17 protein-coding genes and 1 pseudogene are annotated in these 14,441 nt (G+C 37.1%); 4 read left to right on the top strand and 14 right to left on the bottom strand.

All coding sequences use genetic code 11. The features are described 5' to 3' along the window. Window positions 1-83 precede the first annotated feature (83 nt). A complete protein-coding gene (locus tag ACF3N8_RS04725; protein ID WP_009382811.1) occupies window positions 84-1,334 on the bottom strand; it encodes a lipid II:glycine glycyltransferase FemX in 1,251 nt (416 codons plus the stop codon). Window positions 1,335-1,677: 343 nt separating this feature from the next. Beyond that, on the bottom strand, window positions 1,678-2,442 hold the full coding sequence (locus ACF3N8_RS04720) for a VOC family protein (RefSeq protein ID WP_017176757.1): 765 nt from the start codon (window positions 2,440-2,442) through the stop codon (window positions 1,678-1,680). Window positions 2,443-2,612: 170 nt separating this feature from the next. Between ACF3N8_RS04720 and ACF3N8_RS04715 the strand changes: the two genes are divergently transcribed. Both ACF3N8_RS04715 and ACF3N8_RS04710 read left to right on the top strand, forming a co-directional pair. After that, window positions 2,613-3,041, top strand: coding sequence for a MarR family winged helix-turn-helix transcriptional regulator (locus ACF3N8_RS04715; RefSeq protein ID WP_009382814.1), 429 nt, complete (start codon window positions 2,613-2,615; stop codon window positions 3,039-3,041). Continuing rightward, on the top strand, window positions 3,042-4,226 hold the full coding sequence (locus tag ACF3N8_RS04710) for an MFS transporter (RefSeq protein WP_009382816.1): 1,185 nt from the start codon (window positions 3,042-3,044) through the stop codon (window positions 4,224-4,226). Window positions 4,227-4,445: 219 nt separating this feature from the next. Here the strand turns inward: ACF3N8_RS04710 and ACF3N8_RS04705 are convergent. From ACF3N8_RS04705 to glp, 7 genes and pseudogenes are all read right to left on the bottom strand, one after another. Beyond that, window positions 4,446-4,790, bottom strand: a pseudogene (locus ACF3N8_RS04705) (MarR family transcriptional regulator). 148 nt (window positions 4,791-4,938) lie between these two features. Beyond that, complete coding sequence (gene moaA, locus ACF3N8_RS04700) at window positions 4,939-5,964, bottom strand: GTP 3',8-cyclase MoaA (RefSeq protein WP_009382820.1); 1,026 nt, start codon at window positions 5,962-5,964, stop codon at window positions 4,939-4,941. 15 nt (window positions 5,965-5,979) lie between these two features. Next, window positions 5,980-6,582 carry a molybdenum cofactor guanylyltransferase MobA gene (mobA, locus tag ACF3N8_RS04695; protein WP_009382821.1) on the bottom strand — a complete coding sequence of 201 codons (603 nt, stop codon included), beginning with the start codon at window positions 6,580-6,582 and terminating at the stop codon, window positions 5,980-5,982. Between the two features lie 8 nt (window positions 6,583-6,590). Then, the gene (moaD, locus tag ACF3N8_RS04690) at window positions 6,591-6,824 is read right to left on the bottom strand and encodes a molybdopterin converting factor subunit 1 (protein ID WP_009382822.1); all 234 of its coding nucleotides are present in this window, start codon (window positions 6,822-6,824) and stop codon (window positions 6,591-6,593) included. Window positions 6,825-6,826: 2 nt separating this feature from the next. Continuing rightward, entirely contained in the window at window positions 6,827-7,276 is a 450-nt protein-coding gene (locus ACF3N8_RS04685; RefSeq protein ID WP_009382823.1) for a molybdenum cofactor biosynthesis protein MoaE, read from the bottom strand. 5 nt (window positions 7,277-7,281) lie between these two features. Then, a complete protein-coding gene (gene mobB, locus ACF3N8_RS04680) occupies window positions 7,282-7,743 on the bottom strand; it encodes a molybdopterin-guanine dinucleotide biosynthesis protein B (RefSeq protein ID WP_009382824.1) in 462 nt (153 codons plus the stop codon). Beyond that, entirely contained in the window at window positions 7,740-8,999 is a 1,260-nt protein-coding gene (gene glp, locus ACF3N8_RS04675; protein WP_009382825.1) for a gephyrin-like molybdotransferase Glp, read from the bottom strand. The genes mobB and glp overlap by 4 nt, the downstream gene beginning before the upstream one ends. A 62-nt stretch (window positions 9,000-9,061) precedes the next feature. Here glp and moaC point away from each other — a divergent pair, with 62 nt between their 5' ends. After that, window positions 9,062-9,538: a cyclic pyranopterin monophosphate synthase MoaC gene (gene moaC / locus ACF3N8_RS04670; protein WP_009382826.1), complete on the top strand. Its 477-nt coding sequence runs from the start codon at window positions 9,062-9,064 to the stop codon at window positions 9,536-9,538. On the opposite strand, the gene ACF3N8_RS04665 is transcribed toward moaC, so the two are convergent. Both ACF3N8_RS04665 and ACF3N8_RS04660 read right to left on the bottom strand, forming a co-directional pair. Further along, entirely contained in the window at window positions 9,539-10,039 is a 501-nt protein-coding gene (locus tag ACF3N8_RS04665) for a molybdenum cofactor biosynthesis protein B (RefSeq protein ID WP_009382827.1), read from the bottom strand. 10 nt (window positions 10,040-10,049) lie between these two features. Beyond that, window positions 10,050-11,054 (bottom strand): ThiF family adenylyltransferase, encoded by a 1,005-nt coding sequence (locus ACF3N8_RS04660; RefSeq protein WP_009382828.1) that lies wholly within the window; start codon window positions 11,052-11,054, stop codon window positions 10,050-10,052. A gap of 218 nt (window positions 11,055-11,272) precedes the next feature. Between ACF3N8_RS04660 and cudC the strand changes: the two genes are divergently transcribed. Further along, entirely contained in the window at window positions 11,273-11,830 is a 558-nt protein-coding gene (gene cudC / locus ACF3N8_RS04655) for a choline uptake/conversion transcriptional regulator CudC (protein ID WP_009382830.1), read from the top strand. Window positions 11,831-12,364: 534 nt separating this feature from the next. On the opposite strand, the gene ACF3N8_RS04650 is transcribed toward cudC, so the two are convergent. The 3 genes from ACF3N8_RS04650 to modA are packed head-to-tail and all read right to left on the bottom strand — an operon-like array spanning window position 12,365 to window position 14,412. Continuing rightward, complete coding sequence (locus ACF3N8_RS04650) at window positions 12,365-12,970, bottom strand: ATP-binding cassette domain-containing protein (RefSeq protein ID WP_009382831.1); 606 nt, start codon at window positions 12,968-12,970, stop codon at window positions 12,365-12,367. Then, window positions 12,971-13,642 (bottom strand): molybdate ABC transporter permease subunit, encoded by a 672-nt coding sequence (gene modB / locus ACF3N8_RS04645; RefSeq protein WP_009382832.1) that lies wholly within the window; start codon window positions 13,640-13,642, stop codon window positions 12,971-12,973. An 11-nt stretch (window positions 13,643-13,653) separates the two neighbouring features. Beyond that, a complete protein-coding gene (gene modA, locus ACF3N8_RS04640) occupies window positions 13,654-14,412 on the bottom strand; it encodes a molybdate ABC transporter substrate-binding protein (protein WP_017176759.1) in 759 nt (252 codons plus the stop codon). Window positions 14,413-14,441 lie beyond the last annotated feature (29 nt).

Below are 14,441 nucleotides of genomic sequence, written 5' to 3'. Positions count from 1 at the left end.
TATTTACTTAATACAAGCACACGATATATGTATACAAAAAGTTGTAATGAGACGCTCTTGAAGCGAAACATTACAACTACGTATTATTTTTTCTTCAATCTTCTTGAAACTTTGATCTTAGCATTCGTAAGCTTCGGCTTCACTTTTTCAATAAGTGCATATAGTGATGGATTTAATACATAATCAAATTCACCGATTTTCTCACTTAAATAAGTGCCCCACGTCTTTTTAAATGCCCATAAACCGTAGTGGTCTGAGTCTTTATCCGGATTATTATCCGTACCACCAAAGTCATACGACGTTGCACCTTTACTACGTGCGTACTGCATCATGTGAAATTGCATATGGTGGTTTGGTAGGAACTCACGGTAATCATTTGAAGATGCACCATATAAATAATATGACTTACGACCTGAGAACATGAGTAGCGCACCCGATAAGAAGATACCTTCAGGATGTTTCTTCTCAAGTGCTTCCATCTCTTCAATCAGTTCGTTCGTTTTACCTAATTTTTGATCAACGTCTTTAATTTTATTCAACGTCTTTTTATCTTGCTTCTTATCTTGAAGTTTCACTTTATCCTTAAGCATTTTATCCTTATCTTGATTTAAATCTTTCAACACAGGTTTAGGCTCTAATTTCACTAGGAAAAGCTCTGCATCGCCATCAGGATGAAGTGCATCATAAATCGTTTCAAAGTAAGAAACATCTCTTGTTAAGAAGCCATCACGTTCCCCAGTAATTTTCATGAGGTTCGCAAAAATAGGTAAGTCTTTACGCTCAGCACGAATCACCTTCGTACCACGCCTTAAACTTAGACGAACCTTAGAACGGTTACGACGCTCAAAGCTTTTAATTAAGTCATCATCAGATTGGTCAATATTCGTAATCATCGTCATACGCGGTTGAATGTAATCTTTAGATAAACCTTCTTTAAAGCCTTTATGTCTGAAACCTAAGTTCTTAAGGTTGCTTAATGCTTCTTGTCCCTTATCAACTTCCACATCAGGATCAATTTTGATTGCATACGCTTTTTCTTTCTTAGCAATCACACGCGTATACTTAAGTAAAGCTTCTAGAGATTCTTTATCACTGTAATCCGTGACGAATCCTCTCGATATGTAACACAACGTAAATGGAAGTTTGGGAATCTTTTTGAAAAGCATTTGTGCAACACCAGTAATTTCCCCTTTACGACCAACAGCTACTCGACGGGAATACCATCCAGTTAACCGCTTCGTTTCAGCCCATTTAGTAAGCTGTAATAGGTCACCATTGGGATGATTTTTAACAAATGCATCGTGTTGTTCATTTGTAATATTCATCTTTTCCATCAATCTTAACTCCTTTTCACTCACATATTTGAATTTCGGGCATAGGTGGTTGCAGTGATTAAACACCTAATGATTAGGAACGAAACATGTTACATGTTTTCATTCTTTAAAAGCCCTCAGTTACTTTACTGGCTACACAATTAAATATTGTTAATATATCTATATATTTGAGCGTACAAAGACGCAATATAAGGCGATTATAAATATTCAGTTAAAACTCTTATAAAATAATAATTTTTAAAGTATATTTAAATCAGCTTTCCTCTTATATTCTAACAACATTTTATTTATTTTCGTAACGATTAACATTATAACATTTATTTAGTCTTAAAATGATTAAAAATTAAGAATTGTAAGGCTCAAATCGGTAATTTCCAGCTCGAACACGAATGAGAAATGGTGCTTCTATATTTTTATCTTTTAAGACAACGGTTGTGATCTTATGAACCTTTGCGTCGGTGATCTCAAATTGGATGCCATCTGCCGTTTCCAATACCGACACATCATCATTCTCGCTGATAAAGGTCATCTTGAACCATTTTTGCCAATTCTTAACAATTTTATCCCGCTCTGGCGATTCTATTTTAATCGCACTTATTGATAGATGTTCTTGAAACTTATCTTCTAAGAGTGCTTGGCGCTCAGACTCAGGCTGATCCCATTGAATAAAGAACGGCAACTTAGAATTAAAGTTTTTATCATTTATGTAAAGCAGTTTCCACGTAATCTTTTGCCCTTTGTTACTTACACGAGACATCTCTAAAGGCCCTGTAACAATTAAACCTTCAGCTAACATTTCTTCCTTTAACTGCTCTATATCATCCGTTCTAAAACAGAGTCGTTTAAACCCTTGAGAGAATGACTCATGAACAAGTGTTGCTGCAAATGAGTGCTTTTGTTCTTCCGTCTTAGAAACTTCTTTTAATTTCTTCATATTATATACATCTAAATACTCTATATATCTCAAGTCGATATGTGACAACACATTATAAGTACCTAGATTTTGGTGCTTACCACCTTTTGTTAAAGCTAAAATATCACCTGGGTAATTAAAATTGTCTAGGTTCTCAATGTGATGAATCACATGATCAAACTGTATGTGTGACATAAAGGCGCCCCCTTTTTAATACCTCAATCATATCAAAAAGTGTTTTGTAACCCCAACAGATGATGTGCTCAACTTAAAAATTATTTTCAAGGTTGCTTCTCGTGCTCAAGAGGTTTAAAATACGATAAGTAATAGTTAGTAAAGCTAACTAATTTCTCTGGAGGTAAATGATGGATTACACACAAGTATTTGATAATTTCACACGTCTTTATAGACCCTATATTAAATATGTCACACCAATTCTAGAGCATTATGACCTACACACAGGACAGTGGTTAGTCCTTAAAGATATTGGTCAGCACGACCAAACGACGCTTGTCGACATTTCAAAACGTCGCTTCATTGAAAAGCCCACTACGCGTAAAATTTTAAAGGCATTAATTGAAAAAGATTATGTATGTATGACTCCTGGAGAAGATAAACGTAAGAAGTTGCTTTCACTTACGTCTGAAGGTCAACATGTACATCATGAGGTTAAAAATCAAATTGCGACGGTTCAAGCTGAACTCATCTCAAAATCTAAATGTAAAGACGGTGAATTAGAAACGGTGGTATCTGTTTTAGACAAACTATATCAGGAACTTAAAGGAGGACTCTAAATGACTATTACTTCAAAGAGAGAGACAATTTGGAGTAAAAATTTCATTATAAACTTTGCAATAAACTTTCTCGTTTACTTATGCATGTACCTACTGATAGTAATCGTAGCTAGCTATGCGTCAAACCACTTTAATGCCTCAGACAGTTTAGCTGGATTAGTATCCGGATTATTTATAGTAGGTTCTTTAATCGGACGATTTATAACTGGTCGTTTTGTTAATAGTCTAGGTCCTAAGAAAATTCTTCTCATTGGACTTATTTTATTAACAATAACGCAGTTTTTTTATTTTATAGATCATTCAATATGGATTTTAATGCTAACGCGTATCGTTAATGGTATTGCTACAGGCGTTGCTACAACAGCAACTGGTTCATTGGCTGCATTTATTGCACCTGATTCAAGAAAAAGTGAAAGCATCAGTTTATTTAGTTTAAGCTTAGTTTTAGGTGCAGCTATAGGCCCATTCTTCGGCTTACTGCTATCTCAAATTTATCCAATACAATTTTTATTTATACTCTGTATCATGTTATGTATGATTAGTTTCGTCTTAGCATGCTTTATTCATCACCATTTCGAAACAACACCTTTAACTCAAGCAGATAAACAAATTCGATTGAATCAATTCATAGCAAAAGAAGCGATACCAGTCGCATTCTTAATGATGTTAATAGGCGTTGGTTATGCCGCGATACTATCCTTTTTACAATTCTTTGCAGAAGAACGTGACTTAGTAACCGCTTCACAGTATTTCTTCATGTTCTATGCGCTAACATCATTATTCGCAAGACCTATAGTTGGTCGACTTATGGATCAGAAGAGTGATAACGTTGTTGCTTATCCATCGTTTATCTTCTTTATCATTAGTTTATTTGTTTTATCAATGTCTCACTCTAGCTTCATGCTATTATTAGCAGGTGCACTTGTGGGTATTGGTTATGGTAATTTATCATCCATCTTCCAAGCTGCTGCTGTGAAATCCGTTTCCCCTATGAAAATGGGGCTTGCTACCTCAACCTATTTCATTGGTTTAGATATCGGCATTGGCTTTGGGCCATATGTTCTTGGATTTTTTACGAACCAAACAGGCTATGGCATGATGTATTTTTATCTCGGTATTTTAGCTATTATAACGATGGTACTTTATTACTTCCTACACGGACGTAAAACTGCAAAGCAATCATAAAATAAGAGACCTTAGACATAAGTCGTGAAATAAAGCATTAACGCTTTATTACAAGCAATTCTCAAAACAGCTGACTCCTAGGGGAATAGCATGAGACCGGAGACTACAGGCTCCGGCCATGCCCCAGGAAAGCATGCTGTTTAAGAGAATTGTATTATTATGTCTTAGGTCCCTTTATTATAGTTAAATAGTTTAAAAATTCAGATAATTTAGCGTGAATTAAACAGCAGTTTGCTCAATGTTCATGAACAAGCGGTCCATAGCTTTTTTCTGCTTCGCATTGAAGTAGTAATAAACTTGGCGCTAATCTGTTTCACATCTAATTTTAGATATCAGTTCTTTCTTATAAATCTTTCTGATGAGTACATCAATCTTACTTGTATCCCAAAGCATTTCGAAATGTAACGTGTCACGAAGTGTTTTACCACTAATACGTGTAGATTCATGAATTTTGTAAAGTACAATAAATTCTTCAATCGTAATTTGAAAATTCGCTTTGAGTCCGTGCTTGAGTTGGCTAAGTAGACGTTCTGATTCAATATACTTACTAATTTTGTTACACATAATGTGTACCCTCCTTGTTGATTCTAAGTTGTGTAGAAAAAGTAGTATTTTACTTTTTTTATATTATATAACATTTTTCTCGAAATTTTAATAGAATATTTAAAAAAAATGATATCGTCTCAAAAGAAACAATATCATTTCTAGGGATTTAACCACCAATATAATTCATATTTATTTTTTTACGTTTACGGTTTTTAACCGTTTGCTCTGTACGCTCGTCAGAATAACGATTATCACGCTTAAACCATAACGATTTTATCTCTTCAAGTAAACCTTCATCTGAAATGCCTGCTCTTAGAGGGCTTTTCAAGTCGAAGCCGTCTACTTCGCTAAATAAACAACCGTAGAATTTACCGTCTGAGGAGATGCGTGCTCTTGTACAAGTTGAACAGAATGAATCTGATACGCTTGTAATTAAACCAAACTTAGCACCTGTGTCGTTATGTTGATAGTATTTGGCTACTTCACCAAAGTATTTCGGCGGAACAGGTGTAATATCGAATTCTTGTTCGATCATATTCAGCATCTCGTCTTTAGATACAACTTTACTGAAGTCCCAACCGTTATCGTTACCGACATCCATAAACTCGATAAAACGAATTGTGACATCCGTGTGCTTAAAGTATTCAACCATAGGTAAAATTTGATGGTCGTTGACGCCCTTTTGAACGACAACATTTACTTTAACTTTAAAGCCAATCGAAACGGCATAATCGATTTGATCGAGAATTGTTGAGGCTTTAATGTTACGGTTATTGATTGCTTGGAAAACTTCATCTTCAATCGCATCTAGACTAACATTAATACGACGTAAGCCTGCGTCATAAAGTTTCTGACCATGCTTCTTTAAAAGTAAACCATTCGTCGTTAAGCCAATATCATTGATACCATCTATTTCAGTTAAACCTTTAATCAATTGATCAAGATCTCGACGTAGTAACGGTTCTCCGCCTGTAATACGAATCTTCTCTACACCAACTTTGGCATAAATGCGCGCAATTCGTATCATTTCTTCAAACGTTAACAGTTCATTCTTAGGTAGAAAGACGAAATCATCACCAAAGATTTCCTTTGGCATACAGTAATCACATCTAAAATTACATCGATCCGTAACAGAAATTCTTAAGTCTCTAATCGGGCGACCTAATTTATCTGTAATTTGTTGTGACGCCATTCTATCTACCCCCCTTTAAGTTAAGTGTGCTTTAAGACGCTCTAAGTCCTTTTGGTAATTAATATTCTGATACCATGGTAGCGCACTGTCAATTGAATGAACGCTCAGCCACTCCGTACGCACATCTTTATACACGTTCTTCACACTTAAATCATTTGATAAAAGTGCTTGTTCAATAACTGGTAATACAGTCGGCTTGTAAAACGCCATTGTTGGAATATTACGGCCATCTTCTTGGAACCCTGCGATATCCAGTCGGTCCTCAATGAGATGTTGAACCATAAATTGATATAACTGACTTATCGCTTTTTTTGTGATGAGTGGTGTATCCACTGACACAACGAAGTACAATTCCTCATCTGGATAAGCCTTCATCGCACTATACATACCAGCAAGCGGCCCTTTGTCTTTATGTTGTTCATCATCCACTACAATTGCATCATGTTCAAATTGATCCTTTAGATGTTCATTCGTACTGATGATAATTTCATTAAACATGTTTGTATCTTCAAGCGTATGAATGATGCTCTTATAAAAAGTTTCGCCTTTAATTTCTGCAAAAGCTTTCGGTGCGCCAAAGCGTGATGACTGACCACCTGCTAAAATTATTGCTTTCATATCTTTCTTTAACCTCCACTAACGGGTGGAATTAATGCAACCACATCGTTAGGTTTTATAATGTCAGTTGGTTTAACGAATTCTTCATTAACAGCTATTTGGAATTCTTTACCTTGAATATTCGGATACGTTTTATATAAATACTCTCTTAGGTATGAAACCGTGATTTCATAATCAAAGTGAAATTCATCTTTGCGACGATTTAATACGTCTTTGATTTCAGCAAAATATAAAATTTCCATAATTATTCGCTCCCCTCTTTCGCATCTTGATACGTACCTTTTGTATGGCCTTGCCATTCTTCGCCATCTTCCCAAATTTCCCTTTTCCAAATCGGCACAATTTCTTTGATACGTTCAATCGCATATTCATTAGCTTGATAAGCATCTTTACGATGCGGCGAAGATACGCTAATAAGTACAGCGATATCTGAAATCTGTAATGGGCCAATACGATGTACAATTGCTGTAATGGTACCTGGCCACCTATCGCTGATTTCATCACCAATTTGTTTCAATTTCTTCTCAGCCATCGGAATGTAACCTTCATATTCTAGATATTCCGTCTTAACACCTTTCGTCCATTCTCTCACGTGGCCTGTAAATACGACTACGGCACCTTGGTGTTCGTTCAAAACGAAGTCACGATATGGCTCTGTTTGAATCGGTGCTTCAACAACTTCAAATTGCTTCATTCAATTCATCCCTTCACCCAATCTAATAACCATGCATCATAATCTTTAAAAGATAATTGACTTTCAGTATTTAATTCATATACGACATGACTTAATTGACTAAGATTATAATATGAATCGTTATTATTATAAAGTATAACTTTATCATATGATGCTTTTTTAAAACCTTCTACAATTACTATATCATATGCAATTGTAATTGAATTTGCGATAATTGCCTCTAAATCAGTGTTATCCGTTCTTGTGACAGTTTGTTGAACTTGATGCCCTTGAACGATGCTTTGATCAGCACCTGCTTCAAAATGTTTCATATGATCGACGCCTTGTTCGAGTGAAATATCGTCACCTTCATGACCATGGTGTTTCACCGTAACAACACGATAGCCTTGTGCTTTTAAAAGCTTGACGCTATGTTCAACAAGTGTCGTCTTACCTGAGTTTTTATAGCCAACAATTTGTAGAATCATAATCTAAACGCTTCTTCATAGCTTGTCGAATCGGTTAAGATGACATGAACTTTATTTCCCTGGTGATAACCGCGTGTGCCACCTGGCAATACCATCATGCAGTTACTATGTGCAATCGCTACAACGGCGCCAGATTTATTAAATCCTGAAGGTTTAACGGTAGCCTCATGCTTCGTTAATGTCACATGTGCACGTACGAAACGTGTAAATGGATTAGCTTTCTTAAAGTCTTCCATTAAAGTTGCTTCAACCACTTGAGGATAAACTTCGTTAGCACCCATCATACGGTAAATGCCTGGTTTAACGAATAATTCAAATCCCGTATAGCAAGCTGATGGATTTCCAGATAACCCAAATAAAAGTTTATTGCCTGCTTTAGCGACGGTAGTCACACTACCAGGACGCATTTGAACCTTATTAAATAGTACGTCCGCATCCATTGCTTTATAAATCTTCGGTAAATAGTCAAAGTCACCTACCGAAACGCCACCTGTCGTAATCACGATATCATGAGATGCGTGCGCTTCTTTAACAACCTCTAAACAAGCTTCGAAATGATCTTCCTGAATTTTATAAACTTTAGCTTCGATGTTAAGCTTGTGCGCTAAAGCGTGAATCATAGGTCCGTTAGAATTACGGATCTTACCATCTTCTAATTCATCATCAATGTCTAGCAACTCACTACCCGTAGCGATAATTGCGATGGATGGACGTTTGTAAACTGGTACCGAACGATACCCATATGTCGCAAGTACGCCTATAGCACCCGCATTAATAAACTGCCCTTTCTTTAAGACGATATCGCCCGTTTGTGTTTCTTCACCTTTACGTGAAATATTTTCGTTTTCGTCGAAGGCTTTTCGTAAGGTAAAACCTGTCTCAGTCTCTACAGTTTGTTCTAACATGACAACGGCATCCACGCCATCAGGAATTTTAGCACCCGTCATAATTCGAATCGCTTCAGATTCACCGAGCGACTTAGACGACACGCTTCCTGCTCCGATGTGGTCGATTACTTTAAAAGCCACACGGTTGTCACCACTTGCTTCAAGCGAATCTTTACTACGAATCGCATAACCATCATATGGTGACTTATCAAATCTAGGTATATCGTATGTTGCGACAATATCTTCAGATAGAATATGACCGTAACTATCATAAATGTCGACTTCCGTTTTAGTTAATTCCTCAGTAGATGATACTACACGCTCTACCGCTTCTGTTACAGAAATCGGCATTCTTTTTTCTACTGGCATGGCATTCACTCCAATCAGGTTATTAGGATATGCTATAATGATTCCAAAAAGGAGGGCTTAACGTGTCTGAATTCACACATATAAACCAACAAGGTCATGCTCAAATGGTTGATGTCTCTGAAAAGACCATCACAAAACGTACTGCTGTTGCAGCTTCAAGCATTCGCGTTAATGAAACCATTTATAATCAAATCGTTGATAATACAAATAAAAAAGGTAACGTGCTTAATACCGCTCAAATTTCAGGTATTATGGCCGCTAAAAATACATCTCAGATCATCCCAATGTGTCACCCATTACCTCTAACAGGTATCGATATATCATATGAATGGGATACAGAACAAGATTACGTTCTAAACATCCAAGCTACTGTAAAGACCACAGGTAAAACGGGTGTTGAAATGGAAGCATTAACTGCTGCTTCTGCTACCGCACTTACCATTTATGATATGTGTAAGGCCGTAGATAAAGGGATGGTCATTGGCGAAACCTACCTCTTACAAAAATCTGGCGGTAAGTCAGGCGACTACCAGCGCTAATCATTTATTAAGCTCATGCACAAGATGTTCAAGTTCTTGGAGTATGAGCTTATTTAATGCTAATTTCACTGCACCAGTTGAACCCGGTAATGATAATATAAGCTTATGTCCGACTGTACCTGCTACAGCACGAGACAACAATGCACGTGTACCGACATCTACGGTATAGCTTAAATATCTAAATAGTTCTCCGAAACCTTCTATTTCTTTATCAAAGAAAGGTGTTACAGACTCAATCGTCACATCTCGTTGTGCGATGCCTGTACCACCTGTCGTAATAATCACATCAATGTCCTCATCTAGCCAAGTTTGAATCTGAGCTTGAATCGCTTCTTTCTCATCTTTAACAATATGATAATGTTGTGGTTCAATCGTAACATCTTTCGTGTTCAATAATTCAATGACTGTTTGACCACCCTTATCAGTCTCTTTCGTTCTTGTATCTGAAACTGTCAATACTGCACATTTAACAGGTCTATCTAACTTCACATTTGTATGCATAAACGTCTCCTTAGCCAAATAATTTATGAATCAGTGTCTGTGCGTTGTTCGGATCTGTTAATCCATGAATTAACATACGTCCGTCTTGGAAACAAACGATACGGTATGATTCAAATTTAAAGCGAACTAAATAACCATTCGTGTGATACTGTATCCCTTTATCCTCGAGATAACCCACTAACGTATCCACTGATAATTGAGGATTATGATATTGCACGGTATCACGACCACATAACGTAGCGTAATGGTGTTTCGCTTCTTTAAGATGCGGATAGCTTGGCTCTGTGCCACACGTCGGACATGATGTTTCTTGCATGCGACTAAATCCAATCACTTGATGCGTCATGTCCCATATATCTCCGAACGTTAACTTCGCTTGAAAAGGCACGCCAGCCAGAATCTTCAACGCATCACGCAGTTGAAAACTCGTCGTCATCGTAACTGCTGGCGCAATAACACCAACTGTGTCACACGTTAAACTAATAGCCGGTATATTCGGTAACATACAGTTAAAGCACGGTGTCTCACCTGGTATAAAGGCCGCTTCAACGTACGTACTTTGAACGACACCGCCGTAGATCCAAGGGATACGATGTTTATATGCGAAATCATTAATCATTAGTCGCGTATCAAAATTATCCGTAGCATCTATAATAAGATCAACTTTTTGTAAGTGCTTTTCAAGGAAGCTAGGCGTCGCGTGCTCGATAAAAGCTTCGATTTCAATATCATGTCTAATTTCGGTAAGTTTCTCCTTAGCCGCTACCACTTTAGGTATGCCATTAGATGCTTGTTCTTCTGTAAACAAGGTTTGTCGTTGTAGATTTGAAGTTTCGATATAGTCGCGATCTACCATGACAATACGCTTAACGCCAGATCTCGTAAGGCCTTCAGCCACGTGCGTACCAAGTGCACCCATTCCGATAATTGCGACACTTTTAGACATAATACGCGCTTGACCTTCTTGATTGATTGCTTTAAATAAAACTTGTCTTGAGTATCTTGATTGATTCAATTGAAAATACCCTCTCTAACCGTCTTTACTTTCATTATAAGCTTCTTCAGCACACCACTCAATATTTAAATTTCTTTTATGAAAAGCCACATCGATATGTCATCCATGTTTTAATATGTTATAAGAAAAGGAAATGGTTAATATTGTAATTTTTGTTAAATACGTAAGATTTTTACTTAACAAAGTGTTATACTAAACGTGCATAGGAGGTGTTCTAGGTGGCAGAATCAAAAACTAATCAAGACCAATTAAACCACGCTAAAGACATTTTCATTAATTCAATCGGTGAAACAATGGATTTATATGGCATCAACCGTAGTGTTGGGAACCTTTACGGTACAATGTTATTTGAGGATAGTATGACACTTGATGAAATGCGTGAACAACTACAAATGAGTAAACCAAGTATGTCTGCAGGCGTTAAGAAATTACAAGAATTTGAAATCGTTAAGCAACAATTTACACGTGGCAGCCGTAAACAACACTTCGTCGCTGAAAAGGATTTCTTTAACTTTTTTACAAATTTCTTTTCACAAAAATGGGAACGTGAAACTAAGATTAATATGATGGCCATAGAGGAAGCATTAGGTATTTTAGATGACGTGATGTCCGATAAAAATACGGATGACGAGACTTTAAAAGAGGCTAAGCATATTTATGATCAATTAGAGTCGTCGAAAGATTACTTTAATTGGCTCGGCAACCTATCCGACGCGATTAAAACAGGCGAAATATTTAAACATTATCCAATTCCAACAGAACATAAAACGAAATAAACGCACAAAAGCTATGAGCTAGGGTAACGCCCTAAACTCATAGCTTTTTTATATTCCATATTCAACTCAGTTCATAACCTCGTTCACATTAAGCGTAATAATATACGCGTTCTTAGATTAGGCTAATGCTCTTATACTTGAATTTTCTTGAACGGAATCAGACTTAGACCACCATAATTTAGAAAAACGATTCTGGAAGCTAGGATTAAAATTTATATTAAAGTTTATTAATTTCCAAACAGCTGACTCCTAGGGGTGGGGTCCCCGGCATATATTAAAGAACAAAGAAGCTCATGCTTCTTTGTAAGTTCAACCAACGAATTGGAGATTCGGGTTGAGCTTTATGCGTAAGCAAATTAACAAGCTAAGGAAGCCGGGGCTTATGCGTGGTACAAAGTAGCATTGCTACTTTGTAAGTCCAACTAACAAACTGAAGTTTGAGTTGGGCTTTACAGGAAAGCATGCTGTTAAAGGAAATTAATAATAAATATTCCTAATACTAAATTAATTAATTTTAATTACGAATTTCCTCGTTCATTCTATCCGTATAATATGATCCGCAAGTCGCTCCGCTTCATAAGATGAATGCGTCACAAATATAATCGGTATCTGCCAAGAGCGATAAATCTCTTGTATCAATTGAATCCCCTCTTCACGACTTTCATCATCTAAGCTTGAAAAAGGTTCATCGAGTAATAGTAGATTAGGCTTAGTACTTAAAGCACGCGCTAAACTCACGCGTTGCTTTTCGCCGCCTGATAACGTATTCGGATAATTTTTTAAAAGGTGACCGATCTTAAGTTTTTGAATGAGTGTTTCTATGTGATCTGACATCGGCGTCATGAACGTTAAATTTTGTCTCACGGTTAAATGAGGAAAGAGTTGATAATCTTGAAAGAGATAACCGATCCCTCTATCTTGAATTTTCGTCGCATGACCTGTTTTTGAGTCTTCGACCAATTGGTCGTTTATTTTTATAAACGTTGATTCCCCTCGTTTCAGACCAGCGATGATATTTAATATCGTTGTCTTACCGACGCCTGACTTACCTTGAAGGGCATAAATATGTGGTTTATCGTCTTCGATTTCAATAGAGATAGGATGTTGATGAATGTGTTTTAAAATTTTAATTTCAAGCATCTAATTCTCCTCTCGAAAACGATCTTTATTTAAGACATTAAGTGTGCCGACGACAGAAATCGAAAATGCGACGAGTATAAGCACATAGAGCCACGCTTGATTTTCACGTCCTTGTTCCACTAAGAAGTACACTTCAAGGGGTAACGTATTTGTGACACCTGGAAGATATCCCGCTACCATTAACGTAGCACCAAATTCTCCGATAGCACGCGCGAAAGCTAACATGACGCCTGCGATAATCGCTCTTTTTTCAAGCGGCAACATGAGTTTAAAGAATATTTTTGACTCACTCGCGCCCATTGTTCTCGCGGTATTTAACATCTTTTCATCAATGGAACGAAACCCTTGGACTGTTTGTTGGTACATTAAAGGGAAACTCACGATGACAGAAGCTAATACGGCTCCTACGACGCTAAATACGACGGAAATATGAAAGGTGCCTTTTAAAATGGAACCAAGCGGCCCTTGCTCACTAAAAACGATAAGCAAGATGTAACCAAGTACAGTCGGCGGTAATACGAGTGGTAAGATAAGAAAGCTCTCAATAATGCGCGCAAAGACGCCTTTCTTACGATATAACCATCTAGCCACTGCAATGCCTAAAACGAACACGATTAAGGTGCTTATTAGCGCTACCTTTAATGAGATTAGAAAGGGTGTGAAGTCAGTCATGTATTAAACTCCTATACGTTAAAATGATACTTTTTAAATATGCGTTTAGCTTCATCTGATTTAAGAAACGTCAACCACTTTTCTGATGCCGTTTTATCTGACACGATGCCTGCTTGGTATACGATATCTCGTTTAATTGGCAAGTTCTCTAACTTCTTGACGTCTTGAATGGCTTTGCCGTCTTGATATAAATCCGTCTCATAAACAATACCTAACTGCGCGTTACCACGCTTTACATAGTTCAATACTTGGCGGACATCTTTCGCAAATACATAGTTCGATTCGTAACGGTCGTATAGCTGATGCTCCTCTAAATACGACTTCGCATACTTACCAGCAGGAACTGTATTCACTTCACCTATTGCGAATCGGTCGTCTTTATCCAAGTCCGAAATCTGCTTGATATCCGCATCCTTATGCGTAATTAAGGCTAATTCATTTCTGGCATAGTTATACGTCTTCGAAACTTTATCCTTGTCTTTTAAAGCCGTAACGTCTTTCTGATTCGCTGACATAAAGACATCTACTGGCGCTCCAGTTTCAATTTGCTTACGTAATGCGCCTGAACCACCATAATTAAAGTCGACTTTGATGTCTGGGTGTTCTTTATTAAAAGCTGTCTTAAGTTCCTTTGAAACATCACTTAAACTCGCGGCAGCTGAAATTTGAAGTGACGACTGGCTATCTTTACTTTGCGTACAACCTGCTAGAACCACAACCATCATCATGATGATGCCAAGTAGACGTTTCATCACAGCTTCCCCTTTCATTTAACAATCAATCCTATTATACACCTTTT

Source organism: Staphylococcus massiliensis, from assembly GCF_043186315.1.
Taxonomy (GTDB): Bacteria; Bacillota; Bacilli; order Staphylococcales; family Staphylococcaceae; genus Staphylococcus; species Staphylococcus massiliensis.
The sequence above is the reverse complement of the archived record's forward strand: the minus strand, read 5'-3'. Positions and strand labels throughout refer to the sequence as shown.

What these genes read in the sequence shown, in the direction of transcription:
- ACF3N8_RS04725 (WP_009382811.1), bottom strand. Translation starts at nt 1,334, where the DNA reads ATGGAAAAGATGAATATTACAAATGAACAACACGATGCATTTGTTAAA.
- ACF3N8_RS04720 (WP_017176757.1), bottom strand. Translation starts at nt 2,442, where the DNA reads ATGTCACACATACAGTTTGATCATGTGATTCATCACATTGAGAACCTA.
- ACF3N8_RS04715 (WP_009382814.1), top strand. Translation starts at nt 2,613, where the DNA reads ATGGATTACACACAAGTATTTGATAATTTCACACGTCTTTATAGACCC.
- ACF3N8_RS04710 (WP_009382816.1), top strand. Translation starts at nt 3,042, where the DNA reads ATGACTATTACTTCAAAGAGAGAGACAATTTGGAGTAAAAATTTCATT.
- moaA (WP_009382820.1), bottom strand. Translation starts at nt 5,964, where the DNA reads ATGGCGTCACAACAAATTACAGATAAATTAGGTCGCCCGATTAGAGAC.
- mobA (WP_009382821.1), bottom strand. Translation starts at nt 6,582, where the DNA reads ATGAAAGCAATAATTTTAGCAGGTGGTCAGTCATCACGCTTTGGCGCA.
- moaD (WP_009382822.1), bottom strand. Translation starts at nt 6,824, where the DNA reads ATGGAAATTTTATATTTTGCTGAAATCAAAGACGTATTAAATCGTCGC.
- ACF3N8_RS04685 (WP_009382823.1), bottom strand. Translation starts at nt 7,276, where the DNA reads ATGAAGCAATTTGAAGTTGTTGAAGCACCGATTCAAACAGAGCCATAT.
- mobB (WP_009382824.1), bottom strand. Translation starts at nt 7,743, where the DNA reads ATGATTCTACAAATTGTTGGCTATAAAAACTCAGGTAAGACGACACTT.
- glp (WP_009382825.1), bottom strand. Translation starts at nt 8,999, where the DNA reads ATGCCAGTAGAAAAAAGAATGCCGATTTCTGTAACAGAAGCGGTAGAG.
- ACF3N8_RS04665 (WP_009382827.1), bottom strand. Translation starts at nt 10,039, where the DNA reads ATGCATACAAATGTGAAGTTAGATAGACCTGTTAAATGTGCAGTATTG.
- ACF3N8_RS04650 (WP_009382831.1), bottom strand. Translation starts at nt 12,970, where the DNA reads ATGCTTGAAATTAAAATTTTAAAACACATTCATCAACATCCTATCTCT.
- modB (WP_009382832.1), bottom strand. Translation starts at nt 13,642, where the DNA reads ATGACTGACTTCACACCCTTTCTAATCTCATTAAAGGTAGCGCTAATA.
- modA (WP_017176759.1), bottom strand. Translation starts at nt 14,412, where the DNA reads ATGAAAGGGGAAGCTGTGATGAAACGTCTACTTGGCATCATCATGATG.